The organism is Streptomyces sp. NPDC101393 (assembly GCF_044767385.1).
Lineage (GTDB): Bacteria > Actinomycetota > Actinomycetes > Streptomycetales > Streptomycetaceae > Streptomyces.
Genome location: NZ_JBIWNU010000006.1, coordinates 441,853 through 467,981 on the forward strand (window position 1 = coordinate 441,853; position 26,129 = coordinate 467,981).

At 71.2% G+C, this 26,129-nt stretch carries 23 protein-coding genes; 5 read left to right on the forward strand and 18 right to left on the reverse strand.

The features are described 5' to 3' along the window. The first annotated feature begins 310 nt into the window (after positions 1-310). The gene (locus ACIRQ7_RS21645) at positions 311-1,516 is read left to right on the forward strand and encodes a S8 family serine peptidase (protein WP_401470723.1); all 1,206 of its coding nucleotides are present in this window, start codon (positions 311-313) and stop codon (positions 1,514-1,516) included. Between the two features lie 474 nt (positions 1,517-1,990). Here the strand turns inward: ACIRQ7_RS21645 and ACIRQ7_RS21650 are convergent, their stop codons facing one another. Continuing rightward, the gene (locus ACIRQ7_RS21650; protein WP_401470720.1) at positions 1,991-2,383 is read right to left on the reverse strand and encodes a PTS-dependent dihydroxyacetone kinase phosphotransferase subunit DhaM; all 393 of its coding nucleotides are present in this window, start codon (positions 2,381-2,383) and stop codon (positions 1,991-1,993) included. An 830-nt stretch (positions 2,384-3,213) separates the two neighbouring features. After that, positions 3,214-4,752, reverse strand: a complete 1,539-nt coding sequence (gene putP, locus ACIRQ7_RS21655) for a sodium/proline symporter PutP (protein ID WP_401470717.1) — start codon at positions 4,750-4,752, stop codon at positions 3,214-3,216. Between the two features lie 941 nt (positions 4,753-5,693). On the opposite strand from putP, the gene ACIRQ7_RS21660 reads away from it, so the two are divergent. Further along, a complete protein-coding gene (locus tag ACIRQ7_RS21660) occupies positions 5,694-6,785 on the forward strand; it encodes a glycosyltransferase family 2 protein (protein WP_404264442.1) in 1,092 nt (363 codons plus the stop codon). 152 nt (positions 6,786-6,937) lie between these two features. Here the strand turns inward: ACIRQ7_RS21660 and ACIRQ7_RS21665 are convergent, their stop codons facing one another. From ACIRQ7_RS21665 to ACIRQ7_RS21735, 15 genes are all read right to left on the reverse strand, one after another. Beyond that, a complete protein-coding gene (locus ACIRQ7_RS21665; RefSeq protein ID WP_404264444.1) occupies positions 6,938-7,708 on the reverse strand; it encodes a sirohydrochlorin chelatase in 771 nt (256 codons plus the stop codon). Between the two features lie 3 nt (positions 7,709-7,711). After that, positions 7,712-8,668: an ABC transporter permease gene (locus ACIRQ7_RS21670; RefSeq protein WP_404264446.1), complete on the reverse strand. Its 957-nt coding sequence runs from the start codon at positions 8,666-8,668 to the stop codon at positions 7,712-7,714. Next, on the reverse strand, positions 8,655-9,458 hold the full coding sequence (locus ACIRQ7_RS21675; protein ID WP_403672205.1) for an ABC transporter ATP-binding protein: 804 nt from the start codon (positions 9,456-9,458) through the stop codon (positions 8,655-8,657). The genes ACIRQ7_RS21670 and ACIRQ7_RS21675 overlap by 14 nt, the downstream gene beginning before the upstream one ends. Positions 9,459-9,495: 37 nt before the next feature. Continuing rightward, positions 9,496-10,605 carry an aliphatic sulfonate ABC transporter substrate-binding protein gene (locus ACIRQ7_RS21680; RefSeq protein ID WP_401470702.1) on the reverse strand — a complete coding sequence of 370 codons (1,110 nt, stop codon included), beginning with the start codon at positions 10,603-10,605 and terminating at the stop codon, positions 9,496-9,498. A gap of 214 nt (positions 10,606-10,819) precedes the next feature. Further along, complete coding sequence (locus ACIRQ7_RS21685) at positions 10,820-12,166, reverse strand: sulfate adenylyltransferase subunit 1 (RefSeq protein ID WP_404264449.1); 1,347 nt, start codon at positions 12,164-12,166, stop codon at positions 10,820-10,822. Positions 12,167-12,168: 2 nt separating this feature from the next. Continuing rightward, complete coding sequence (gene cysD / locus ACIRQ7_RS21690) at positions 12,169-13,119, reverse strand: sulfate adenylyltransferase subunit CysD (RefSeq protein ID WP_404264451.1); 951 nt, start codon at positions 13,117-13,119, stop codon at positions 12,169-12,171. Continuing rightward, positions 13,116-13,649: an adenylyl-sulfate kinase gene (gene cysC, locus ACIRQ7_RS21695; RefSeq protein WP_401470693.1), complete on the reverse strand. Its 534-nt coding sequence runs from the start codon at positions 13,647-13,649 to the stop codon at positions 13,116-13,118. The genes cysD and cysC overlap by 4 nt, the downstream gene beginning before the upstream one ends. 86 nt (positions 13,650-13,735) lie before the next feature. After that, positions 13,736-14,425: a phosphoadenylyl-sulfate reductase gene (locus ACIRQ7_RS21700; RefSeq protein ID WP_401470690.1), complete on the reverse strand. Its 690-nt coding sequence runs from the start codon at positions 14,423-14,425 to the stop codon at positions 13,736-13,738. Then, entirely contained in the window at positions 14,422-14,622 is a 201-nt protein-coding gene (locus ACIRQ7_RS21705; RefSeq protein WP_401470687.1) for a hypothetical protein, read from the reverse strand. Before ACIRQ7_RS21705 ends, ACIRQ7_RS21700 begins: the two co-directional genes overlap by 4 nt. Next, positions 14,619-16,343: a nitrite/sulfite reductase gene (locus tag ACIRQ7_RS21710; RefSeq protein WP_404264453.1), complete on the reverse strand. Its 1,725-nt coding sequence runs from the start codon at positions 16,341-16,343 to the stop codon at positions 14,619-14,621. Before ACIRQ7_RS21710 ends, ACIRQ7_RS21705 begins: the two co-directional genes overlap by 4 nt. Before the next feature lie 224 nt (positions 16,344-16,567). Further along, a complete protein-coding gene (locus ACIRQ7_RS21715; protein ID WP_401471443.1) occupies positions 16,568-16,651 on the reverse strand; it encodes a putative leader peptide in 84 nt (27 codons plus the stop codon). A gap of 92 nt (positions 16,652-16,743) precedes the next feature. Continuing rightward, positions 16,744-17,334, reverse strand: a complete 591-nt coding sequence (locus tag ACIRQ7_RS21720) for a GNAT family N-acetyltransferase (RefSeq protein ID WP_404264455.1) — start codon at positions 17,332-17,334, stop codon at positions 16,744-16,746. Positions 17,335-17,422: 88 nt separating this feature from the next. Next, on the reverse strand, positions 17,423-18,091 hold the full coding sequence (locus ACIRQ7_RS21725) for a class F sortase (protein ID WP_404264456.1): 669 nt from the start codon (positions 18,089-18,091) through the stop codon (positions 17,423-17,425). 303 nt (positions 18,092-18,394) lie between these two features. Further along, a complete protein-coding gene (locus ACIRQ7_RS21730) occupies positions 18,395-19,273 on the reverse strand; it encodes an LLM class flavin-dependent oxidoreductase (protein WP_404264457.1) in 879 nt (292 codons plus the stop codon). A 294-nt stretch (positions 19,274-19,567) separates the two neighbouring features. Further along, positions 19,568-20,857, reverse strand: a complete 1,290-nt coding sequence (locus tag ACIRQ7_RS21735; RefSeq protein ID WP_401470672.1) for a GAF domain-containing protein — start codon at positions 20,855-20,857, stop codon at positions 19,568-19,570. Between the two features lie 255 nt (positions 20,858-21,112). Between ACIRQ7_RS21735 and ACIRQ7_RS21740 the strand changes: the two genes are divergently transcribed. Beyond that, positions 21,113-21,526 carry a hypothetical protein gene (locus ACIRQ7_RS21740; protein ID WP_404264459.1) on the forward strand — a complete coding sequence of 138 codons (414 nt, stop codon included), beginning with the start codon at positions 21,113-21,115 and terminating at the stop codon, positions 21,524-21,526. A 151-nt stretch (positions 21,527-21,677) separates the two neighbouring features. On the opposite strand, the gene ACIRQ7_RS21745 is transcribed toward ACIRQ7_RS21740, so the two are convergent. After that, complete coding sequence (locus ACIRQ7_RS21745; RefSeq protein ID WP_404264461.1) at positions 21,678-23,321, reverse strand: acyl-CoA dehydrogenase family protein; 1,644 nt, start codon at positions 23,319-23,321, stop codon at positions 21,678-21,680. Positions 23,322-23,339: 18 nt separating this feature from the next. On the opposite strand from ACIRQ7_RS21745, the gene ACIRQ7_RS21750 reads away from it, so the two are divergent. After that, positions 23,340-24,518, forward strand: a complete 1,179-nt coding sequence (locus ACIRQ7_RS21750) for a YihY/virulence factor BrkB family protein (RefSeq protein ID WP_404264463.1) — start codon at positions 23,340-23,342, stop codon at positions 24,516-24,518. A 239-nt stretch (positions 24,519-24,757) separates the two neighbouring features. After that, a complete protein-coding gene (locus ACIRQ7_RS21755; protein WP_404264465.1) occupies positions 24,758-26,128 on the forward strand; it encodes an MFS transporter in 1,371 nt (456 codons plus the stop codon). The last annotated feature ends 1 nt before the right edge of the window (position 26,129 follow it).

Sequence of the window (26,129 nt, forward strand, 5' to 3'; positions counted from 1 at the left end):
CATCTTGCGCGCCGCGAGCTTGCCATACCGATCGGTCGGCCGCTCGGGCCGTACTGGGGGAATCACCCTCTGTTGCATAAATGTAAACGGAGTTGAGTCCCATTGGTTCAACTTGGCGGTTCTTTTTGACCAGTTCTGAAGTCATTTGCAATTAAGTAACGCTGTTGCTTATCTCACACGGCCTGGCTGGCCTTGAATTGGACCCGTCAATCCGACAGGGTTTCGAGCCAGCCCGCCGGAGATCTTCCGGTCTCGGCGGGCCATTGCGCAACGCTTTCCCCCCACACCACGAACGAGGAGAATCCTCGCAATGGCTCACAAGCGTTCCAGCAAGAAGCGGCTCATCACGGCAATAACCGCCGCGGTTGCCGCCACTGGTATCGCCGCCGTCACAGCGGTCACCGCCGGAGCTTCCCCCGCTGCCGAAGGCAAGATCTACGGCGCCGAGGCCAAGGGTGCCGTGAATGGCAGCTACATCGTCATGCTCAACAAGTCGGTACGCACCACCGCGAGCGGCGACCTCGCCTCCAAGTACGGCGGCAAGGTCAAGCGGAACTACTCCTCCGCCCTCGACGGGTTCTCGGCGACCGGTCTGAGCGAGGACGAGGCCAAGCAACTCGCCGCTGACCCGGCCGTCGACAAGGTCGTTCAGAACAAGAAGTTCCACATCGACGCCACCCAGGACAACCCGCCGTCGTGGGGCCTGGACCGCATCGACCAGGCGGACACCGCGGGCGACAAGAAGTACAAGTACCCCGACAGCGCCGGTGAAGGCGTCACCGCGTATGTCATCGACACCGGCGTGCGCACCACCCACAAGGACTTCGAGGGGCGCGCCTCCTCCGGGTTCGACGCGGTGGACGGTGACGACGACGCCAACGACGGCAACGGCCACGGCACGCACGTCGCCGGCACCATCGCCGGCAAGGCGCACGGCGTCGCCAAGAAGGCCAAGATCGTGGCCGTCCGGGTGCTGGACGACCAGGGCTCGGGCACCACCGAGCAGGTCGTCGCCGGGATCGACTGGGTGACGAAGAACCACAAGGGCCCGTCGGTCGCCAACATGTCGCTCGGCGGCGGCGCGGACGAGGCGCTCGACGCGGCCGTCAAGAAGGCCATCGACGCCGGTGTCACCTTCGCCGTCGCGGCCGGCAACGAGTCCTCCGACGCCGGTCAGGGCTCCCCGTCCCGGGTGAAGGAGGCCATCACCGTCGCCTCCAGCACCGACAAGGACGAGCAGTCCGACTTCTCCAACTTCGGCAAGGTCGTCGACCTCTACGCCCCCGGTTCCGACATCACCTCGGACTGGAACGAGAGCGACGACGCGACGAACACCATCTCCGGTACGTCCATGGCGACCCCGCATGTCGTGGGTGCCGCCGCGGTCTACCTGAGCGGTCACAAGGACGCCAAGCCCGACGCGGTCTCCAAGGCTCTGACGGACGGCGCCACGGCCGACAAGATCACGAACCCGAGCGAGGGTACGCCCAACAAGCTGCTGAAGGTCGTCGAGTAACCAGCTCACCCCTCAGCACCACACGCCGGCCGTCGCGCTCGCCCCCACGGGGCGCGGCGGCCGGCGTCATGCGTGCGGCGTTATGTGTGCGGCGTTATGCGTGCGGCGTTATGCGTGCGTCTTCGTGCGTGCGGCGTTTTGTGTGCGGCGTTATGTGTGCGTGCGGGGAGCGCGCCGGGTGTGTGCAATGCCTGCCGGGTGAAAGATATGGCCGGGATGTCGAAGCCGGCGTGGCGGCTTCGTGTCGGGGAGCCCTTTTTCCGAGACCATCAACCTGCCTTCAAGGCAAAGGGGATGGGGTTCATCGGCTCGGTCGACACGCCGATTCTCGGCGCGAATACCTACGCCCAGGCCAACGGCTACTGGCCGTACGCCGACGACCAGGGCGACTACGGCCAGTGGGCGTAGGGAGCGTCGGATGCGTCGGCGGACCCTTGGCGGGAGGCGTGGCTTCCCGCGCCCTCCCCCTCCCCCTCAGAACTTGCCGGCATGACGGGCGTCCTCGGCCGCTCTGACGACGGTGAACAGACCCGCGCCGCGCGCGGCGGTCAGTGCGGCCGCCACCGCCCCCTCGACGAACGGGGCGTCGGCGATGACGGCATGGGTGCCGGGGTGATCGCGCAGGGCGAGCCGAGCGGTGGGCACCGAGCTGTTCAGGTCCGGCAGGACCACCACCCCGGCGCCGGCGTCCGCGGTGCCGAGGGCCTTGAGGATGAGGGAGTAACTCGTCCCCGTGCGACCGTCGTCGGTGCCACCGGCCGTGGCGACGACGACTCCTCCGCAACCGATCTGCTCGATCAGTGAGCGCAGCGCCAAGGCGATCTCCGCACTGTGCGACACGAGCACGATGCCAACCAACGGTGTCATGAACGACGACTCTATGAGTCGGAACGTCGTTCGACAATACAGAACGCGAGAGTAGCTTGAGGAGCCATCGAGCCCGCTCCGGCCCTCCGCCGCCAAGTGCGCAACAAGTCGCTACACGGCATTGGTTGACGTCTTGACCAAGTCTTCTCGTCGTTCGGACGCCTCTTGGCGGATCCGTGGCTGCTGCGTTTTGCTAGGTCGCTTGTTCGGCAATGACGAATAGGTTTCGGGGTCCACGGCGCGATCCGCAGGCGTGATTCGCAGCGCGATCCGCATGCCGAAGGGGGATCGCCCCCCGGTGGATGTAGCGCGCGGCGTAGCGCTTGCTTGCTCGCTCGCCCGTACCCGGTGCCGCACCTCGTTGGCGGCAACCTGGCGATTCCGGGGCCCGTCTGGAGGGGTTGGGTGACCTGGGGCTGAGGGAAGCGGGGCGCTCCCCATGGTTCCGTACTGCTGCGCGCCGGGGGCCGTGATTCTGCCGGCGTGATCGGCTGCTCGGCCTGCTCGGCCTGCGCGGACGGATCGGGGCGATCACGCGTCCTACGCCCGTCCTGCGCCCGTTCTACGCCCGTTTTGCGCCCGACGTACGCCCGTCCTGCGTCGTGGCGCTTTCGCGACCATGGGGCTCGTCCGGTCCACGGTGTTCGCAGACTTCCCCCGAAAGGGCGTGCGTCCTGACCGGAGCCTTGCGCAGCGGAGCCTGGCGGGGGCGGAGCGGGGGCGCCGATCGCGCGCTCCCGCCCCGCCCCCGTTGCGCCGTACGCGGCCTGGCGCGCAGCCGCACGACGGCATGCCGGGCCCGCCAACTGTCCGAACCGGCCGTGCACTTGTCAGACGCGGCCGGGTGAGCCCGCCATCTCGGAGGTGTGCACCTGCTCCATCGTGCCGACCCAGGAGCGCCGTGGGGGGCGGCCGACGAAGGTGCCGAAGGACAGTGCGGCGGCGGTGGCGACGAGGACCCCGGGCACCATCTCGTACACGCCGCTCTGCAGCGGGCCGAGGAGCGGGTCGATGTGCTTCCACAGGATGACGGTGAGTGCGCCCGACAGGATGCCCGCCATCGCGCCGGCCTTCGTCATGCGCGGCCAGTAGAGCGACAGCAGCAGTACCGGGCCGAATGCGGAGCCGAAGCCTGCCCAGGCGTAGGCGACGATCTCCAGCACGGCGCCGCCGTTGAGCGCGATCACGTAGGCGACGAGCCCGACACCGATCACGGTTCCGCGGACCACCCACAGCAGCGCCGCGTCCGAGGCCCGCCGGTTGATGAAGGCGTGGAAGAAGTCCTCGGTGATGGAGGTCGCGGTGACCAGCAGCTGGCTGTCCGCGGTGGACTTGATCGCGGCGAGAATGGCGACGAGCAGCACACCGGTGAACCACGGGGTGGCCAGCTGCTTGGACAGTTCGATGAAGACCGTTTCCGGGTCGGTGAGCGGCTCCTGGAGCAGCGCGATCCCGAGGAGCCCGATGAGGCTGGCACCGGCCAGCGTCATGACGGCCCAACTCACCCCGATGCGCCGGGCCGCCGGGATGTCACGGGTGCTGCGGATGCCCATGAAGCGGGCCAGGATGTGCGGCTGGCCGAAGTAGCCGAGTCCCCAGGCGAGCATGGAGATCACTGCGATCGCGCCGAGCGAGTGGCCGGCGTTCCACCCGTCGCCGACGAAGCTGGGCTTGGCCCCCATGTCGAGCAGTGCCGGGGTCTCGCGGCCGAGCGCGTCTTGCAGTGCGCCGAAGCCTCCGAGCTGCCAGATGCCGATCGCGGGGAGGGCACATGCGGCGAGGAACATCAGCGTGCCCTGCACCAGGTGCGAGGTGCTGACCGCGCGGAATCCGCCGAGGACGGAGTAGAGGACCATCACGCCGGCGAAGACGGTGAGTCCGAACTGGAAGCCCACGTCGAAGATTTGATTGAACAGCAGGCCGCCGGCGACGAGGCCGCTCGCCACGTAGACGGTGAAGAACACGACGGTGACGGTCGCCGAGACGATGCGCAGAATCCTGCTGTCGTCCTCGAACCGCTCCTCCAGATATGCGGACAACGTCACCGAGTTGTTGGCGAGTTCGGTGTACGTGCGCAGCCGCGGTGCCACGAAGCGCCAGTTCAGGTACGTGCCGATGAGGAGGCCGACGACGATCCAGGTGGAGCCGATACCCGACGCATACACGGCGCCCGGCAGGCCGAGGAACAACCAGCCCGACATATCGCTGGCTTCTGCGGAGAAGGCGGCCACCAGAGCCTTGAGCCGACGCCCGCCGAGGGTGAAATCGTTGAAGGTCTGGGTTTCCTGGTAGATACATATACCCATGACGATCATCGAGATCAGGAAGATCCCGAATACGATCATTATCGGCGCTATCTGCTGTTGCATCTATTCTCCCTCGGTACAAACAGGGCCGGCCTCTACGTGCCTGAGGCGATGCCTCACGCGCCTGGTTCGGCGGGCTTCATGTAGCAGGTCAGCGCGACTCCAAGGAAGGCGCGGTAGCGGCTTCGCTCATTTCGGACGGCGAGTGGGGGTGGCCCAGCAGCCAGAAGGTGGAGCATTCAATTAACCCGGCGGTGCCGACCGAACCGCCCGGAGGACTTGATGTTGGCTCGTGGCGATGCGCGGGACGATACCGTGTTTGTGGGAGGGGCGCAGACGTCCAACCCCGCGCAACGGCTTACCGGCAAGGAACTTGTCCGGTTACGGGACGCCGAAACGCGGCGTGGTGTGCGACGCTGCGCCGGAATGCGGAGTTTGCGGGCCTTCCTGTCAGGAGTCTTCGGCGAATTCGGCGATGGCATCACCATTTGATGAACGTTGCCGGGGCGGCGGATCGCCATGGGTACGTTCCTGTATTGGTGACGCAATTCGGTCAAGTGCCACCGGTCGCGGAGAATTCGCGGCATGCCCGGATGGCGCGGAAAGCGCAGTCCGGTATACGGAATTGACCGGTCCGGCCGGTGGCGCGAGCGCGGCGAACCTGCGTGAGTGCGTGAGTGTCCGGGGGGCGGTGCCCGCGTGTGTCGGGCGTGCTGAGTGCGCTGGGTACGCAGAGCGCGCCGCCTCGCCGCGTACGTACTGCCTCGCCGTATACGTACTGCATCGCCGAGTGCCGCCTCGCCGAGTGAGGCCGGCCGGGAGTCGGATTCTCCGGTTATCCACAGGAGGCGGCCTCCGCAACCGGTCAACGCCCCATCCCGCTACGGTCGGTGACATGCACGGAGGCCTGCCGTTCATCGGCTTCAGCACCATCGTCTACGGCGTGATCGGCTTGATCGCTGTCACCGCCGCAATGATCCGCAAGGGGACAGGGGGAGTTCACCATGCACACCGTTACCGTCATCGTGCCCGCTCACAACGAGGAGGAGGGGCTGCCGGCCACGCTTGAGTCGCTCGCGCGGCAGACGGTCCTGCCCGAGTGCGTGCTGGTCGTGGACGACGCGTCCACCGACCGGACGGGAGAAGTGGCGGCCTCACACGGAGTGACCGTGCTGCGTCCGCCGCACAATCTCGGCAGCAAGGCCAAGGCGCAGAATTTCGCCCTGCCGCACTGCACCACCGACCTCGTCCTCGCCGTCGACGCGGACACGGTCCTCGCGCCGGACTACATCGAGACCGTGCTGCCCGCCTTCGACGACCCCGGCGTCACGGTCGCCGCGGGCGCGGTCCGCACCCGCCATACCCGCACCATCTGGGAGCGCGGCCGGTCCACGGAGTATCTCTTCGGCTTCCACTGGCACCGCCCCATCCAGGCTCTCGCCAACAGCCCCATGGTGTGCTCGGGTTGCTGCTCCGCCTTCCGGCGCGACGATCTGGTGGCGTTCGGCGGATTTCCCGAGCGGACCATCGTGGAGGACATGGATTACACCTGGTCGCAGCAGATCGCCGGCAGGCAGGCGAGATATGTCTCCGGTGCGGAGGCGCTTGCCGCAGATCCGGAGGATCTCAGATATCTGCGGAAGCAGGTATGGCGCTGGATGGCCGGCTTCTGTCAGAACGTCCGGCTGCATTTCGGGCAGTTGGTCGTGCACAAACCACTGTTGGCGGTGTGGGTGCTGCTCGCCGTCCTGGAGATCCTCACGGCACCGCTGTGGTGGGCCACCCCGTTTCTGGTCGCCGCCACGACGGACCAACCGCCCGCTGCGGCCGTCGGCTGGTGGGCCGGGGCGGAGCTGCTGCTGACGCTGCCACCCCTGATCTATGCCGCCCACCGCCGCAAACTGCCGCTCTCCGGGGTCCTGTTGAACCTCCCCTGCGTCTACGCGACCAAGGCAGTCAACCTCGTCTACGCCTGGAAGGCGCTCGTCGTGGAGCTGATGCTGGTGCCCCTCCATCTGGCGCGAGGGCTCACCGTCTACGAGAAGGGCAGGGCTGACACCCGGCCGTCCGGCCCGGCCGTCGCGACGGCGGGGTGAGCCATGGCGGGGTGAGCGATGGCAGGCGACCGGCCGGGGGCGTGCGCCCGATGGGTGCGTGTTTGCCCGACGCCCGACCCGACGCCCGACGTGTGATGCCCGATGCCGGTCAACAGATGCGCGGACCGGTTGACGCCGGGTGAGGGGAGGTCTCAGGCGCTCAGCGCGGCCGGCGCGCGGTGGACCGTGGCGAGGACCGACCGGTCGTAGCGCCGGAGCAGCAGGGTGGCCAGTTCGGGAGCGTCGCCGAGCACCGGCGCGAGGACGTCGGCGTCGGCCTCCCGGGCCCCGGCCGCGATGCGGTCCGGGAGGAAGCCGGGCGCGATGACGTACGGGGCGACGGCCACCCGGCCGACGCCGTCGGCCCGTAGGGCCCGCACGGCATCCGCCGTGCGGGGAAGAGATGCGGAGGCGAACGCAGGTCGCACGGCACACCAACCAGCGGTGCGCCGCCACTCCCGCGCGATTTCAGCGATCACTGCGATCGCCTCCGGGTCTGAGGAGCCCGCCGAGGCCAGAACGACCCCGGTCGAGCGGCGGTCGCCGGGCCGCAGCCCGGCTTCCTCCAGCCGGCGTTCCAGCGCGGCGGTCAGGAGGGAGGAAGGGCCGAGGACCTCGGCCTGGTGGACGGTCAGCAGCGGCAGCCGCCGGGTGGCTTCCCGCAGCACCGTAGGGATGTCGGACTTCGCATGGAAGGCATGGGTGAGCAGCAGAGGCAGCGCCACCACCTCGCGTACGCCCTCGGCCGACAGGCGCTCCAACACGCGGGGCACGCTCGGCGCGTTGAAGTCGAGATGGCCGACCTCGACGCGCAGACCCGGCCGCTGCGCGCGTACCCGCGCGCAGAGCGCGGCGACGGTCGCGGCGTGCCGCGGGTCGCGGCTGCCGTGAGCGATGACGAGGAGGGTGGGGCGTGCGTCCATGATTCAGCTCTTCACCAGGAGACCGCGGCTGCGCAGCACCCGACGCTCGATCGGGGCGAAGATCAGCAGCTCGATACCGATACCGACGATGAGGATCAGCAGGATCGCGGCGAGCACCCAGGACATGTCCTGGAACTCGCGGCCTTGCTCCAGCAGCTGGCCCAGCCCGGTGCCCAGGTCGGGCGCGTTGACGATGAGTTCGGCGGCCATCAGGGAGCGCCAGGAGAACGCCCAGCCCTGCTTGAGGCCGGAGATGTAGCCGGGCAGTGCGGCCGGCAGCAGGACGTGCCGGACACCGGCGAGGCCGGTCGCGCCGATGGTGCGGCCCGCCCGCAGATAGAGGGGAGAAATCTGATCGACGCCGGCCACCAGCCCGTTGGCGATGGACGGGACGGCGCCGAGCAGCACCACCGCGTAGATGGTGGCGTCGCTCAGCCCGAACCAGATGATCGCCGCCGGCACCCAGGCCACCGACGGCAGCGACTGCAGCCCGCTGAGGATCGGTCCGATCGCGGCCCGTACGACCCTGACCCGGGCGACGACGAGACCCAGTGCCGTACCGATGACGACCGAGGCCAGGAAGCCCAGGGCGCCGCGCGAGACACTGGTCCAGACGAAGCCGAGCAGGGTGCCCTCGAGCCACTTGTCCTGCAGCGAGCGGGCCACGTCGACGGGGCTCGGCAGCAGGTAGTGCGGCTTGAGGGCGAAGTGGTAGGCGAGCTGCCACAGCGCGAGCACGATCGCGACGGCGACGAGCGGGGGGAGCGCCTTCGAGGCGGCCGTGCGCAGCCAGGGCTGGCGGGCGACGACCGTGGAGTCCAGAGCGTCCAGCCCGGCCTCCAGACCGGCGAGGTCGCCGGCGGCATCGCCCGGGTTGGTGCCGGCCCGGTCGGCCGCCGGGCCGGCGTTCTTGCCGGCCGGTCCGGCGGCGGACGGGGCCTGGGTGTCAGTGCTGGCCATGGCGGCGGATCTCCCCACGGAGCTGTTCGGTGATCTCGACGGAAAGGTCGGCGACCGCGGAGTCCTCGATACGCCGCGGCTGCGGGATGTCCACCCGCCACTCGTGGGCGATCCGGCCCGGACGGGAGGACAGCAGGACCACCCGCTCGGCGAGCCGTACGGCCTCGCGGACGTTGTGCGTGACGAAGAGGACCGACAAATTCGTCTCGCGCCAGATGCGGGTCAGTTCGTCGTGCAGGACGTCCCGGGTGATGGCGTCGAGCGCCGCGAACGGCTCGTCCATCAGCAGCAGTTGGCTGTCCTGCGCGAGGGCGCGGGCCATCGCGACGCGCTGGCGCATGCCGCCCGACAGCTCGTGCACCCGCTTGCCGTACGCGCCCTTGAGCCGTACGAGCTCCAGCAGCCGTTCGGCCTCGTCGCGCCGCTCGGCGCGCGGCACTCCGCGCAGCCGCAGCGCCAGTTCGATGTTGCGGCCCGCGGTGAGCCAGGGGAAGAGCGCATGCTCCTGGAACATCAGCGCCGGCCGGCCGCCGGGCGTCTCGATGCCGCCGACGGACGGCGCGTCGAGCCCGGCGACGAGGTTGAGCAGGGTGGACTTGCCGCAGCCCGAGGCCCCCAGGAGGCAGACGAACTCGCCCGGTGCGACATCGATGGTGATGTCGTCCAGGACGTGCTGCTGCGCGCCGGGACGGCCGAACGACTTCGAGACATGGTCGATGCGAGCGGCGTACGGAGCGGCGGTGGCCGGGTCCGCCGTGGCGGGCTGCTTGGTGAGCGTGGTGGTCGTCATCGGTGTCACCTCCTGGGGACTGCGGTGCGGTGCGGGGCTACTTGCTGCCGAGTCCGGCGTCGTCGACCTGCGGCCTGCCCTCGGACTTGAGCACCTTGTTGAGCAGCGTCAGGTCGTAGATGCCCTTGAGGTCGGGCTTGTGCAGCAGGCCTGCCTTGACCGCGTGGTCAGCCTCTTCCTGGAGGGTGGCGGCCAGCGGGTCGTCGGTGACGTCGACGTTCTTGAACGCCGGGTCGATGACGTCGGCGGGCAGCGCCTTACCGGAGATGTCCGGGTCGGCGAGCTGGTCGTTGAGCGCCTTCTTCGCCTCGGCAGGGTGAGACCGGATCCAGTCGTTCGTCTTGACCGAGGCCCGCAGCACCGCCTCGACCGCCTTGGGGTGCTCCTTGAGGAACTTCTGCGAGACGATCATGTTCGTGATGACGAACTTGCCGTCCTTCCACAGCTTCTTCTCGTCCAGCAGCGTCTTGCCGCCGGCGCTGACGAGCTTGGAAGCGGTGGGCTCGGGGACCCAGGCGGCGTCGATGTCGCCGGACTGGAAGGCGGTCGGTGTCACCTTGTTGTCGGTGCGCTGCACGGTGACGTCACCCTTGCCGGTGGTGGCGTCGACCTTGTAGCCCTTCTCGGACAGGTAGTTCAGCAGCGCGACGTCCTGGGTGTTGCCCAGCTGCGGAGTCGCGATCTTCTTGCCCTTGAGATCGTCCAGGCTCTTGATCTTCTTGGGGTTGACCACCAGCGAGACACCGCCGGAGGCCGAGCCGCCGATGATCTTCAGGCTCTTGCCGTGCGACTTGGTGTAGCCGTTGATCGCGGGGGAGGGGCCGATCCAGCCGATGTCGATGGCGCCGGAGTTGAGCGCCTCGATCTCGGCGGGGCCCGCGTTGAAGGGGGTGGGCTTCACCTTGGTGCCGCCCAGCTCCTTCTGGAACCGGCCCGTCTGGAGGCCGACCAGGGGAGTGGCATGGGTGGTGTTGCCGAAGAAGCCGATCTTCACTTCGTCGAGCCCGTCGGTCTTCGCGCCCTTGGGGGCGACGTTCGCGGCGGTGTCCTTCTTGGCCTCGGAGCCGTAGCCGCAGGCGCCCAGCGCGCCGAGCAGCAACGGGACGGTGGCGGTGGCCGCCAGAAGGCGGTGACGAACGGCAGACACGGGAGGTGTTCCTCTCGGAGGGCCGGGTCTGTACGCGCCCCTCTAGGGCGCGCCCGGCAATTCAGTGGATCTTCGGAAAGGGGGTGTCGGGCATCCGGAGTCAGGCATCGTCAGCGCACACATCGGCCGACTCCGCCCTGCCCGCTGCCGAGGGCGCCGCTGCCGATGCGGCCGCCCTCCTTCGCGAAGGTCGAGAACATGTCCTTGGGCATCGTCAGAAGTCCCATCCGTCGTCGTCCGCCGCGACCGCGGCCGGCGCGACCTCGGCGGCCGCCTCGGCGAAGGCGTTGCCCGCCATACCGGCGGTCAGCGTCGTCCCGTCCGCCGGGTCGATCAGCAGGAAGGACCCGGTGCGCCGGGAGTCGGCGTACGCGTCCAGCGCCAGCGGCTCGGACGTGCGCACGACGATCCGGCCGATGTCGTTGGCGGCCAGTTCGCCCGGTGCGGGGTGCTGGGAGAGGTCGTCGAGGGTCAGCCGGGAGGGAATGTCCTTGACGATGGCCTTGACGGTGCGGGTGGTGTGCTTGAGCAGCACCCGCTGGCCGACGGTCAGCGGACGGTCCGCCACATGGCAGATCGTCGCCTCGATGTCCTGGGACACGGTGGGCGCGGTGGCGGTCGGCGCGATCAGGTCGCCCCGGGAGATGTCGAGGTCGTCGCTGAGCCGGACGGTCACCGACTGCGGCGCCCAGGCGACGTCCACGGCCTCGCCGAGCGCGTCGATCCCCTCGATGGTGCTCGTACGGCCCGACGGCAGCACGGTCACGGCGTCGCCGACGCGCAGCACACCGGAGGCGACCTGGCCCGCGTAGCCGCGGTAGTCGGGGTGCTCGGCGGTCTGCGGGCGGATGACGTACTGGACCGGGAAGCGGGCCGGGTCGTCCTCCGGGTCGTCGACGACCGGCACCGTCTCCAGGTGCTCCAGCACGGTCGGTCCGCCGTACCAGTCCATGTGGGACGACGGCGTCACGACGTTGTCGCCGGCCAGCGCGGAGATCGGGATCGCGGTGATCTCCGGGACACCCAGCGAGGCCGCGTAGGTCGTGAATTCCTCGGCGATCGCGGCGAAGACGGGCTCGGCGTAGTCGACGAGGTCCATCTTGTTGACGGCGAGGACGACGTGCGGGACGCGCAGCAGCGCGGCGACGGCGGCGTGCCGGCGGGTCTGCTCGACGACGCCGTTGCGGGCGTCGACCAGCACCACGGCCAGCTCGGCGGTGGAGGCGCCGGTGACCATGTTGCGGGTGTACTGCACATGGCCGGGGGTGTCGGCGAGGATGAAGCGGCGCCGCGGCGTGGCGAAGTAGCGGTAGGCGACGTCGATGGTGATGCCCTGCTCGCGCTCGGCCCGCAGACCGTCGGTGAGCAGCGCCAGGTCCGGCGCCTCCTGCCCGCGGCCCAGCGAGGCGCGTTCGACCGCCTCCAACTGGTCGGTGAGGACCGACTTGGAGTCGTGCAGCAGCCGCCCGACCAGCGTGGACTTGCCGTCGTCGACGGATCCGGCGGTGGCGAAGCGCAGCAGCGAGGTGGCGCCCGCGTCAACGGTGTTGATCGTGGTCATGGTTAGAAGTACCCCTCGCGCTTACGGTCCTCCATGGCGGCCTCGGACATTTTGTCGTCGGCCCGCGTCGCGCCCCGCTCGGTGAGCCGGGAGGCGGCGATCTCCGTGATGACGGCCTCGATGGTGTCGGCGTCGGAGTCGACGGCACCGGTGCAGGACATGTCGCCGACGGTGCGGTAGCGCACCTGCCGGGTCTGCAGGCGCTCGCCGTCCTTGAGGCCGCCCCACTCGCCGGGCGACAGCCACATGCCGTCGCGGGAGAACACCTCACGCTCGTGCGCGTAGTAGATGGCGGGCAGTTCGATCTTCTCGCGGGCGATGTACTGCCACACGTCCAGCTCGGTCCAGTTGGAGAGCGGGAAGACGCGGACGTGCTCGCCCGGCGAGTGCTTGCCGTTGTAGAGCTGCCACAGCTCGGGGCGCTGCCGGCGCGGGTCCCAGCCGCCGAACTCGTCGCGCAGCGAGAAGACCCGCTCCTTGGCGCGCGCCTTCTCCTCGTCCCGGCGGCCGCCGCCGAAGACGGCGTCGAAGCGGTTCGAGCTGATGCCGTCGAGCAACGGGACGGTCTGCAGCGGATTGCGCAGGCCGTCGGGGCGCTCGCGCAGCTCACCGCGGTCGATGAAGTCCTGCACGGAGGCGACGTGCAGCCGCAGTCCGTGCTGCTCCACCACGCGGTCGCGGTAGGCGAGGACCTCGGGGAAGTTGTGCCCGGTGTCGACGTGCAGCAGTGAGAAGGGCACCGCGGCCGGCGCGAACGCCTTGAGCGCGAGGTGCAGCATGACGATGGAGTCCTTGCCGCCGGAGAACAGGATCACCGGCCGCTCGAACTCGCCCGCGACCTCGCGGAAGATGTGCACACCCTCGGACTCCAGGGCGTCCAGGTGCGACAGCGCGTAGGGGCTGTCGCCCCCGGAGTCGCCGCCGGTCTCGTTCAGAACGGTCGCGGTGGTCACGCCAGTCCCCTTTCGACGAGCAGCGCGTGCAGGGCGGCTGCGGATTCCGGCACGGTCTGGGTGTGCGACTCGATGCGCAGGTCGGGTGATTCGGGCTGTTCGTAGGGGTCGTCCACGCCGGTCAGGCCGGATATCTCGCCGGCCGCCTGCTTGGCGTACAGCCCCTTCACATCGCGCTCGGAGCACACCTCGACCGGCGTGGCCACGTGCACCTCCAGATACGCGCTGCCCTCGGTCTGGTGACGCTTGCGTACCGCCTCACGGGAGTCGGCGTACGGAGCGATCACCGGCACCAGGGCGATGACGCCGTTGCTCGCGAGGAGTTCGGCCACGAAGCCGATCCGCTGGACGTTGGTGTGCCGGTCCTCGCGGCTGAAGCCGAGGCCCGCGGAGAGGAACTCCCGGATCTCGTCGCCGTCCAGGACCTCGACCCGGCGGCCCTCGCCGCGCAGCCGCTCCGCGAGCGCATGGGCGATCGTGGTCTTGCCCGCGCTGGGCAGACCGGTCAGCCACACCGTGGCGCCCGTCATCGGCTTCTCCTGAACATCCGCAAGGTCTGGAACATCTGAAACGTCGGGAACTTCCTTGGTGCGCTGATGAGTTGCCTGCCCGGCCATCAGTGCAGTCCGCACTCGGTCTTGTTGCTGCCGGCCCAGCGGCCGGCCCGCGCGTCCTCGCCCGCCAGGACCCGGCGGGTGCAGGGCGCGCAGCCGACGGAGGGGTAGCCGTCCATCAGCAGGGGGTTGGTGAGCACACCGTGCTCGTTGACGTAGGCGTCCACGTCGGCCTGTGTCCAGCGGGCGATCGGCGAGACCTTGACCTTCTGGCGCTTGGGGTCCCAGCCGACGACGGGGGTGTTCGCCCGGGTCGGGGACTCGTCCCGGCGCAGCCCGGTCGCCCATGCGTCGTACGCGGTCAGGCCCTCTTCGAGGGGCTTGACCTTGCGCAGCGCGCAGCACAGGTCGGGATTGCGGTCATGCAGCTTCGGCCCGTGCTCGGCGTCCTGCTCGGCGACCGTCTGACGGGGCGTGAGGGTGATGACGTTGACGTCCATCACCTCCGCTACCGCGTCCCGGGTCCCGATGGTCTCCGGGAAGTGGTAGCCGGTGTCCAGGAACACCACGTCCACACCGGGGAAGGCGCGCGAGGCGAGGTGGGCGACGACCGCGTCCTCCATCGAGGAGGTGACGCAGAAGCGCGAACCGAACGTCTCGGCGGCCCACTTGAGGATCTCCAGCGGGGCCGCGTCCTCCAGGTCGCGGCCCGCGCGCTCGGCAAGCTGCGGCAGATCGGTGGCAGTGGTCACGACGCACCTCCATCGGATGGTGACGTGGCGGGGGGCAGGCCCTGGGAGAGCAGGCCGAGGAACTTCAGCCGGAACGCCCGGCTGCACGAACGGCATTCCCACGCCGCGCCCTCGCCGCGAACCGAGCCCTCCTCGGAGGGCCGCAGGTCCTCGTCACCGCAGTACGGGCAGTAGAACGGAGCGGCTCGCTCGCTCACTTCAGGGCACCCTCTTCCGCGCGAGCCGCCCACTGGGCGAACCGCTCGCCGTCGGTGCGCTGTTCCTGGAAGGCCCGCAGCACCCGCTCGACGTAGTCGGGGAGTTCGTCCGCGGTGACCTTCAGCCCGCGCACCTTGCGGCCGAACCCGGCCTCCAGGCCCAGCGCGCCGCCCAGGTGCACCTGGTAGCCCTCGACCTGATTGCCGTCACCGTCCAGCACCAGCTGGCCCTTGAGACCGATGTCCGCGACCTGGATACGGGCGCAGGCGTTCGGGCAGCCGTTGAGGTTGATGGTCAGCGGCTCCTCGAACTCCGGCAGGCGGCGCTCCAGTTCGTCGATGAGCGACGAGCCGCGGCCCTTGGTCTCGACGATCGCCAGCTTGCAGAACTCGATGCCGGTGCAGGCCATCGTGCCGCGCCGGAACGGGGACGGCTTGACCCGCAGGTCCAGCGCTTCGAGACCGGAGACCAGCGAGTCGACCTGTGTCTCGTCGACGTCCAGCACGATCATCTTCTGCTCGGCGGTGGTACGCACCCGGCCCGAGCCGTGGTCGGCGGCCAGTTCGGCGATCTTGGTGAGGGTGGCGCCGTCCACCCGGCCCACGCGCGGCGCGAAGCCCACGTAGTAGCGGCCGTCCTGCTGCTGGTGCACGCCCACGTGATCGCGCCACTGCTGGTCCGGCTGCGCCGGGGCGGGGCCGTCGGTCAGCTTGCGGCCCAGGTACTCGTCCTCCAGCACCTGGCGGAACTTCTCCGGCCCCCAGTCGGCGACCAGGAACTTCAGGCGGGCGCGGGTGCGCAGCCGGCGGTAGCCGTAGTCACGGAAGATCGAGATGACGCCTTCGTGGACGTCGGCGGCCTCCTCGGCGCTGACCCAGGCGCCCAGCCGCACACCGAGCTTGGGGTTGGTGGACAGTCCGCCGCCGACCCAGATGTCGAAGCCCGGACCGTGCTCGGGGTGCTCGACGCCCACCAGCGAGATGTCGTTGATCTCGTGTGCGACGTCCAGCAGCGGCGAGCCGGAGACCGCGGTCTTGAACTTGCGCGGCAGGTTGGAGAACGCGGGGTTGCCGACGATCCGGCGGTGGATCTCCTCGATGACCGGGGTGCCGTCGATGATCTCGTTCGCGGCGATCCCGGCGACCGGCGAGCCGAGGATGGTGCGCGGGGTGTCGCCGCACGCCTCGGTGGTGGACAGGCCCACACCCTCCAGGCGCCGCCAGATCTCCGGCATGTCCTCGATGCGGATCCAGTGGTACTGGACGTTCTGCCGGTCGGTGATGTCGGCGGTGCCGCGCGCGAACTCCTCGGAGATCTCACCGATCACCCGCAGCTGCTCGGTGGTCAGCCGCCCGCCGTCGATCCGGACCCGCAGCATGAAGTAGCGGTCGTCCAGCTCCTCGGGCTCCAGGATCGCGGTCTTGCCGCCGTCGATCCCGGGCTTGCGCTGAGTGTAGAGACCCCACCAGCGCATCCGCCCGCGCAGGTCACCGGGGTCGATCGAGTCGAAACCGGCCTTGGCGTAGATCGTCTCAATGCGTGTCCGCACATTGAGACCGTCATCGTCCTTCTTGGTCTGCTCGTTCCCGTTGAGTGGCGTGAAGTGACCGACGGCCCACTGGCCCTCGCCGCGATGGCGTCCGGCCTTGCGGCGGGTCGTGGCAGCTGCGGTGGGGGTACCCCCGGCCTGAGGCTGAGGGCTTTCCGGTGTGGCGGCCATGGGTGTACGTCCTTCGGGGCGACTCAAGGGGGCGGACGGGATTGCGGACATCGCCCGCGGTGATCCGTGCGGACACACCGATAGGCGGCGCGCGCCAACGCGTCGAGGGGTGATGACCTGCGGAGTCGAGGGATGTCAGCGCGTCCGCGACGATGGGGACGGCGTGGAAAAGCGATGGTGCCGGCGGTGCTGTCCGGGGCCGTGGGCCCCTGGTCGATGCAGCGTCAGCGCGCCGGACAGATGGCGCTGGACACGCGGCCGAGGTCGACGTGCCGCCGACTCACCAAGGCAATTCCAGCTGTAGACATGACGGAAGCGTGTCACGCCGTTCTCCGGCCAGTCCACCGTCATCCAGAATTTGGACACCACAGTCTCGCATCGCGAGACGGTGTGGTGTCGGTCACTCTCCGGCGGGCAGTGCCCGTCCCGCACCGGGCCACGGGCCGGGGGCAGGCACCTCGGGCTCCTCGCCCACCTTCGTGTCGAAGAGCTGGAAGCCGCGCCGCTCGTAATTGGCCTTCGCGTGCGGGCCGTCATCGCTGCAGGTGTGCACCCACACCCGCGCGGTCCGTGCGCGCTGCGGCCACCGCTCGGCCAGGTCCCAGGCCCGCGCCGTGCCGTAGGAGAGCAGATGCGCGCCGATGCGGCGCCCGCGGAAGCCCGGGAGCAGCCCGAAATAGGCGATCTCCACGACCCCCTCCGGGCGCGCCTCCAGCTCGATGAACCCGGCGGGCGTCCCGCGCTCGTACGCCACCCAGGTCTCCACCCCGGGCCGGCCCAGATACTCCGCCCACCGCGCATACGGCCAGGCCAGCCGGTCGGTCCACAGGACGTCCCCACCGACGGCGGTGTAGAGGAAGCGGCTGAATTCCGGCGACGGTACTTCGGAACGGGCGATCCGGACGCCCTGCCCGGCGGGCGGCGCCTGCGCAGGGGCCAGCTGCTCGCGCGCGGTCTGTTCCAGGTACCAGGTGGTCACCGAATGGCTCATGGCGTCAGCACATCACACGGCGTTCCGGGCACCGGATCCGGCCCGGCCCGCGGGCCCGCAGACCGTCGGCCGCCTGCCGGCTCCGGCCTCAGCGCACCGCCGTCATCCGGGCGAAGACCACCACGTTCCCGGCGTATCCGGCGCTCTCCGAATAGCCGCCGCCACAGGTCAGCACCCGGAGTTCGGGGCGTCCGGTGCTGCCGTAGACCTTCTGGGACGGGAAGTGCCGCTGGTCGTAGACCTGGATGCCGTAGACGGTGAAGACCGCGGTCCGGCCGTCCGTGCGGGTGACCCGGACCGTGTCGCCCTTCTTCAGGGCGCCCAGACCGTAGAAGACCGCCGGACCGCTGAAGTTGTCGACATGGCCGACGACGACGGCGGTGCCCCTCTCGCCGGGGGCGGGCGCGCCCGCGTACCAGCCCGTGAGATTGGGGTCCGCGGGAGGCGGCGCCTCGATCCAGCCGTCCTTGCCGAGGCCCAGAGGGATCGCCGGGGCCGACACCCTCAGCGCCGGAATGGCCACCCGGGAGGCGGCCGAGCGCGGCAGCGGCGCAGGGGCCGCGCCGTCGGGGCGGCTGTCGGAGGGGGAGACCGAGGTGGCGGCGGTGTGCGGCTGCGGAGGCCCGTCGGCCTCGTCGGAGAGTCCACTGCGCACCAGGCCGAAGCCGGTGAGACCGATCAGGGCGATCGCGCCCCACGGGGGACGGCCCGGAGCCGGCTGCGGACTCCGGGCCTCCGGCAGGCCCGTGTAGCTCATCGCTCACCTCCCGTCCCGGCCCCGGGTGCCGGTGCCGCGGGCACCGGCACGCACGGCCGCAGTCGGCACGCTAGGTGCGCACCGGAGCCGGTGCGACACCGGAAGGCCGAACGGGTGGAGCACGGCTCCGGCCGTACGGGTGAGCGTCGCGGCGGCGCTGGGGAACAGCCGCTGACCTGGGGGGATGCCGTTCCGGGCGGAGGGTGGTGGAGGGGGCGGGCGGCAGGTGGCGTGGCTGCCCGCCCCCGAACCCGCACCCGGGGCCGGTGGGCCGCCCGGTGCGGGCCCTTTGAGGTCCGCCGGTCAGTCGTCGGTCAGGCCGGGCCAGTCGCCGTCCGGCGGGAACACCGCGTCGGCGATCCGGCCGACCTGGTCCGGGTCCGGTGACCAGCAGCGGAGCAGCACCTCGTCCGCGCCCAGGGCCATGCAGCCGGCTACCGCGTCACGGATCTGATCCCGGCTGGTGAGCAGACCGTTCACGATGTGGTCCGCGGAGCCCATGGAGCCGCTGGAGCCGATGGCGCCGTCCGTGGCCTCGGCTCCATCGGTCGGGTGGGCGGGACCGGCCGCCGGGGCGGCGTGCGCGCGGAGCTCCCGGCGGGCCCGGTCGAGGGTCGGGGGCGGGCCGAGGGCCACATTGACCCGGGCCGACAGCCGAGGCTGCCCCGTACGCCCGGCGTGTGACCAGGCCGCCTCCACGTCCCGGAACAGCCGGTCCAGGTGAGGGGACGGGAGCGTGCTGCTGAGGAAACCGTCGCCGTAACGGGCGACGCGCTCCCCGACGGCGGGGCCGCCGCCGCCGAACAGCACCGTGGCCCCACCGGACCGGATGCCGCGCAGCGCCGCCAGCTCCTCGGCGGCGTGCCCGCCGGACCCGGTGCCGGGCCCCGCGTCGCCGATCCCGATGCCGAGCGTGAGCCGCGTGCCGGCGAGCGCGTCGAGGGTGGCGGCCTGCCGGGCGAGCAGCGGGGCCCGGTGGGGCGGGGCGAGCGGCAGCTCGGTCTGCAGCCGGATGCGGGAGGTGGCGCTTGCCAGAGCCGCCAGAGCGAGCAGCGGCTCGGGGGCGCCGGGGGCCGAGCGGTGGGGCAGAGCCACGGTGCTGAACGGGGCGGCGTCGGCGCGGCGGGCCCAGGTGAGCAGCTGCGCGGGGTCACAAAAGGGGAGGCCAAGGCCTACGGACATGGAGCGTTCTCCAAAAGGGCATGGGTGAGCACGGAGTGTCGTGTCGCCCGCTCGTTCGGCCCGCGCGAGCGGACCGATGCGCAAGACGCGATCGATCCGTGCGGGCTGCTCCCGTTCTGCGACGGCCTTCTGGAGAGCTGCTCGGGCCCGCCGAGGCGGGTCCTGTCAGAGCGTCCTCATCGTATGAGAGGGGAGCGCGCGTACGCATCAGGTTTTTCCGCGAACGCGGCCGTGCCCGGATCTCACCTCCGGGTTGTCGGCACCACCCGCAACCCCGGGCCTTCACCCCGGCCCTCACCCCCGCCGGGCAGCCTCCACCGCCGGGGCCGATGACTGCGGCAGCAGCAGTACCGGCCGGGTCGGCAGCCGCAGCTCGACGTCCACACCGTCAGCGAAGCGGTACGGGCGGTGGGCCAGCACCCCGGCGAGATGGCGCCGCAGCCGCGACAGTTCGGCGCGGACCGTCACCGCCCGCCCGCCGTCGCCGAAGAGGTCCTGGGCGAGCTCGGCGGCGCTGCGCCCCTCCGGATGCGCGGCGAGGATGAACAGCAGCTCGGCGTGGCGCGGGGACAGTTCGTGGGACCAGTCGCCGGCCGGGCCGGTCACGGTCACCGTCGTGCCGTCCCGGCCGCTCACGTCCAGCAGCACCCGGCTCGGTCCCGGAACCGGTTCCCGGGGGGCGATGCGGATCAGCCAGCCGCCGGGCAGCGGCTCCAGGGTGCACATGCCGTAGCGCGGCAGCCACAGCGGACCGGCCTCGGGCGCCTTGGGCAGCGCCACCCGGTCCGGCGGGGACATGCCGGTGACCCCTGCGACCCAGCCGTTCGGGTCGACGGCCAGCGACCGCCCGCCGATCCGCGCCAGGATCGGCGCCGCGCTCGACCGCAGCCGCTCCAGCGAGGTGTGGTGCCGGTTGCGCAGCTCGCCCTCCGCGAGCCGGGCGACGACGGAGACCAGCGAGAGCGTGGTGGGGTGGAAGGAGTGTGCCGGTCCGCTGACGTCGACGGTGCCCAACAGGCGCCCGTCGCGCGGGTCGTGGAGCGGGGCGGCGGCGCAGGTCCACCGGTGGTGGGTGCGGACGAAGTGCTCGGCGGAGTGCACGAGCACCGGGCGCCGGGCCACCAGCGCGGTGCCGATGGCGTTGGTGCCGACGACCTCCTCCGTCCAGTCGGCGCCCTTGTCGAAGCCGTGGCGGTCGGCCATCCGCCGGACGGGCGCACAGCCCTCCCGCCACAGCACCCGTCCCTCGGCGTCGGTGATCACCATGATCTGCTGTGCGGCGTCGGCGGCGGGTAACAGGCCCTCGTGGAGCATCGGCAGCAGCGTCATCAACTGGGACTGCTGCCGGCGGTGCTCCAACTCCGCCATGGACAGCGGGCGTTCACGACGGTCACGGTCCGGGTCGACGCCCGACCCCAGCACCCGCCGCCAGGATTCGCCGATGACCGGGCGGGGCGCGCCCCGCGGGGCGTCGGGCGGGGTGTCGCCCGAGAGCGCCGCCTCGCGGACCGAGGCGAGGCGGCGCGCGGTCTCGCGGACGTCCTGGGCCGACCAGACGGCGTTGTTGATCGGTGTCTCGCTCACGATGCTCTCCGTTGGGCACTTCCCTGGACGGTGCCCATGGTGCCGTCACCTGGCGGCCGGGGAGGCGCCATTGACCATTTCCACTGCAACGAACTGCAACCGTTGTGGCCTATGACGCGCACGGGGAATCTGGTGCTGCGGCCGATGGCGTCCCGACACCGGAGGTCCCCGGACACCCGTCGGAGGCCCACGGTAATCCGCCGGGGACTCCGTCGGCCGCGTGCCCAGTAGGGACGGTGGGGGAGGGAGCACGCCATGGTGGCCACCGCTCCGCGCCTCGTGGTGATCGGCGCCCCCGAGGGGATGCGCACGGCCCGTGCCGCCCGCCTGGCCGACCACTACGGGATACCCCGGCTGCCCGCCCTCGACGTCCTGGTCAAGCGTCAGCCGCTGCCCGCCGGCGGTTTCGTCATCGACGGCGCGGCCCGGCTGCTCGACCGGGTGGCGGGGATCGGCGGACCGCTGCCGGCGTCGGCCCTCGATCTGGTCGTGCATCTGCGCGACGCCGACCCGGCCGACTCGGACGGAGCGTGGCGGGTGATCCGCTTCTACGAGGCCCGCGGTGTCCTGGTCGGCTTCCGGCCGCAGACACCTGACGGCGACATCATCGTGGCCATCGATGCGGCACTGCGCGGACGCACCGCGGCGGATCCGCCGCGATGGCCCTGAGACCGGGAGCGGTGCCGAGTCGGCGCGGCGCGGCTCCCCGGCCGGCGCGGCGGCGGTAACCTCCGTGCCTGTCTCCTCGCGAGGGGACAGGTACCGCCGCCGCGCCGCTGCTCTTCCCGTCCGGCCGGACCGTGCCCGGCCGCCCTCCCGCTCAGCCGTCGGTGACCGGGCGGGCCCGCTCCACGATCGCCGCGAGCGGAAGGGTGTGGGCCAGCGTGCCGAATGCCGCGCCCCCGTCGGCCCCCAGCCGGGACGCGCAGAAGGCGTCCGCGACCTCGGACGGCGCGTACCGCACCAGCAGCGAGCCCTGCAGCACCAGCGCGATGCGCTCCGCCAGCCGCCGGGCCCGCGCCTCGATCCCGTCCAGGTCGGCGAGTTCGGTCAGCAGGCCGCGGATCGCCCGGTCCAGGCGGTGGTCGGCGCCGCGCGCCGCGCCGATCTCCGTCAGATAGGCGTTCAGCGCGGCCGGTTCGCGCTGCAGGGCCCGCAGGACGTCCAGCGCCTGGACGTTCCCGGACCCTTCCCAGATGGAGTTCAGCGGGGCCTCACGCAGCAGCCTCGGCATCCCGGACTCCTCGACGTAGCCGTTGCCGCCCAGGCACTCCAGCGCCTCGGCCGCCACCGGGGCGCAGCGCTTGGTCACCCAGTACTTCGCGGCCGGCACCGCCAGCCGCAGAAAGCTCCGGTCCTGCTCGGTGCCGCCGTCGTACGCCGCCGCCAGCCGCAGCGCGAGCGTCGTCGCCGCCTCCGACTCCAGCGCCAGGTCGGCCAGCACGTTGCGCATCAGCGGCTTGTCGATCAGCGGGCCGCCGAACGCCTCGCGGTGCGTGGTGTGGTGCAGCGCCTGCGCCACCGCCTGCCGCATCACCGCGGCGGACCCGCTGACGCAGTCCAGCCGGGTCGCCGCGACCATCTCGATGATGGTGGCCACCCCGCGCCCCTCCTCGCCCACCCGCCGGGCCCAGCTCCGCCCGTCGAACTCGACCTCCGCCGAGGCGTTCGACCGGTTGCCGAGCTTGTCCTTGAGCCGCTGGATGCGGAAGGAGTTGCGGCTGCCGTCCGGCAGTACCCGGGGCAGCAGGAAACAGGTGAGCCCGCCCGGCGCCTGCGCCAGCACCAGGAACGCGTCCGACATCGGCGCGCTGCAGAACCACTTGTGCCCGGTCAGCACGTACTCGCCGGGCGCGGCCAGCGGTTCGGCGCGGGTGGTGTTGGCGCGCACATCACTGCCGCCCTGCTTCTCCGTCATGGCCATACCGGCCAGCGCCCCGGACTTCCCGGCGGCCGGGCGCAGCTCCCGCTCGTACACGTGGGAGGTCAGCAGCGGCTCCCACTCGGCGGCGAGCGCGGGGTCGGCCCGCAGCGCCGGCACCGCCGCGTGGGTCATCGACAGCGGGCAGCCGTGTCCCGCCTCGGCCTGCGTCCAGACGATGAACCCGGCGGTGCGCCGGACATGGCCGTCCGGGCGGGACCAGGCGTCGGTGAGGCCGGCGCCGACGGCGTGGCCGAGCAGCCGGTGCCAGGACGGGTGGAAGTCCACCTCGTCGAGGCGGTGGCCGTAGCGGTCGTGGGTGCGCAGGACCGGTGGATGGGCGTTGGCCTCCTCGCCCCACCGCTGGGCGTGCACGGAGCCGGCCGCCTGACCCAGGGCGCCCAGTTCTGCCCGTACGTCGTCGATCCGGGTGCCGTCGACGTGCCGGGTGATGCCTTCGGTGAGGGCCGGGTCGGACGCGAAGACGTCGTAGCCGGCCAGCGGCGGGGGCTGGTTCGTGACCGTGTGAGTGGTTGCTGCCATGCCGGATACGGTAGGGAAGTGCAGCCAGGACACGAACCAGCCGAGCGGCCCACGGGCCGTTTGACCAGGGCCAGGGCCCTCTACCGCAATGTCTCCAAACGCCGGCTGGCGTGGCTGCTGCTCAAGGACACCGTCAGCTCCTGCATGGAGTACCGCGTCACCGGACTGGCGGCCGAGGCCGCGTTCTTCTGCCTTCTGTCGCTGCCGCCGCTGCTGCTCGGACTCATCGGACTGCTCGGCTACATGGAGCCGTGGATCGGCCAGGACACGATCGACAGCATCCGGCAGAACATCCTCAGCGCCTCGGACACCGTGCTGTCCGACAAGGGCGTGGACGAGATAGCCAGGCCGCTGCTGGACGATGTGTTCACCGGCCGCCGGCCCGACGTCATCTCGCTCGGCTTCGCCATCGCCCTCTGGTCCGGCTCGCGGGCACTGAACGTCTTCGTCGACACCATCACCATCATGTACGGGCTCGACGGCCGGCGCGGCATCGTCCGCACCCGCCTGCTGGCGTTCGTGCTCTACCTCGCGGCGCTCGTCGTCGGCGCCGTCGCACTGCCCCTGATGGTCGCCGGGCCGGACGCCGTCGTCAGCTGGCTGCCGGCGAGCGAGGGGCCCATCCGGGCGCTGTACTGGCCGGTCGTCCTGATCCTGTCGGTCGCGTTCCTGACCACGCTCTACCACGTGTCCGTGCCGGTCCGTTCGGCCTGGTGGGAGGACATTCCCGGCGCGGTGGTCGCCCTGGCGATGTGGGTGCTCGGCAGCGTGCTGCTGCGCGTCTATCTGACCGAGACCGTCGAGGGGCCCACCATCTACGGGTCGTTGGCCGCGCCGGTCGCCGTTCTGCTGTGGATCGGGGTGTCGGCCTTCGCGGTGCTGGTCGGGGCCGCGATGAACGCCGCGCTGGACCGGGTGTGGCCGTCGGTCGCCACGGCCGCGGCCCGCGAGGACAAGCTGCGCCGGGCGCGTGCGGCGGAAGAGGCGCGCCGGAAGGCGGCGGCGGAGTCGTGGGAGCCGGGGGACGACGACCCGGATGACGACGATGACGACGACGATGACGACGGGGACGGGGACGGCGGAGGTGATGGCTCCGGTGGCGGGCCGCCGTCCGAATTCCCCGAGCGCTGGGCCCGGTTCCTGCCGCACGACGACGTCAAGGGCCGGCTGCGCCGCCACCCCCGGCGCGGCGACTGACCCGGCGGGCGGTGCGCGGAGGGCCGCGTGCGGTGTGCGCGCCGAAGGTGTGCGCGAGCCATTGACAGCCATGAGCCTCGGGCAGATGATCCATGGCGGCACTGGGCGAACGAAAGTTCACCAGGCGAACCAGTGGTGAGGGTGGCCCGGCGCGGAAGGCGCCCGGTGAACCAGGTGCACGTCGCCCCCGCCGCGCCACCGCCCGCCGCGCCTCCAGCCCGTGTGAATCCGAGGTCTCCATGTCCCGCACCGGTCACCCGCCGCCCGCCGGCACCCCCACGGCCCCCGGCCGCCGCCACACCTTCCGCTCCGTCGCGCCGGTCCTCGCACTGTGCTGGCTCGCCGTCTTCTTCGACGGGATGGACGTCAACGTCTACGGCGCCGTCATGCCGCACATGCTCGACGACCCCGGCCTCGGCCTCACCCCGGGCGCCGCCGGCAGCATCGGCAGCTGGACCACCTTCGGCATGCTCATCGGCGCCCTCGGCACCGGAACCCTCACCGACTGGCTGGGCCGCCGCCCGGTCCTGGTCACCAGCGTCCTGCTGTTCTCCGCCGGGTCCGCCGTCTGCGCCCTGGCCGGCTCACCCGCCCTGTTCGGCGGCGGCCGCTTCCTCGCCGGCCTCGGTCTCGGCGGCCTGATGCCCATCTGCCTGTCGATGGTGATGGAGTTCGCCCCGCCGCGCCGGGCCGCACTGGCCACCGGCCTGCTGATGACCTCGTACCACGCGGGCGGCATGTTCGCCACGGGGCTGGGCCTCGGCCTCGCGCCCGCGCTGGGCTGGCGCTGGGTGTTCTGGGCCGGAGTGCTGCCCGCGGTCATCGCCGCTCCGCTGCTCCTGCGGCTGCTCCCGGAATCGCCGGGTGTGCTGCTCGCGAAGGGGCGCACCGCGGAGGCCGACGCCGTCGCCGACCGCTACGGCATGGCCCGCCCGGCCCCCGCCGACGCGCCGGCCCAGGGCGCCAGGGGCCGGCTCGACGCGGTCCGCACCCTCTTCGCCCCCGGCGCCCGCCGGGCGACGCCGCTCCTGTGGCTCGCCTCGTTCTGCGGGCTGCTGCTCGTCTACGGCGTCAGCACCTGGCTGCCGCAGATGATGCGCGCCTCCGGATACGGCCTGACGTCCTCGGTCAGCTTCCTGCTCATCATCAACGCGGGCGGCATCGCCGGCATGCTCGTCGCCGGCCGTATCGCCGACCGCTACGGCCCGGTGCGGGTTTCCGCCCTCTGGTTCCTGCTCACCGCAGCCGGCGCGTTGCTGCTCGGCGCCCACCTGCCCCTCGGCCTGACGTATGCCGTCGTCGCGGTCACCGGTGTCTGGCTGTTCAGCGCGCAGGTGATGGTGTACGCGGCGGCCGACCGCGTCTATCCGGCCGCCGAACGCGCCACCGGTATCGGCTGGGTGACCGGTATCGGCCGCACCGGCGCCGTGGCGGGCCCCTGGCTCGGCGGCACCCTCGCCGCCGCCGGCAACGACCAACTCGGCTTCACCGCCTTCGCGTTGGCGGGGCTGCTGGGCGCGGTGGCCATCGGTCTGGTGCCACTGGCCCGGCGCGCGGTGTCGGAGGCGGGCCGGGCGGCGGAGGCGGGAGAGGTGAAGGCCGGGGCCTGAG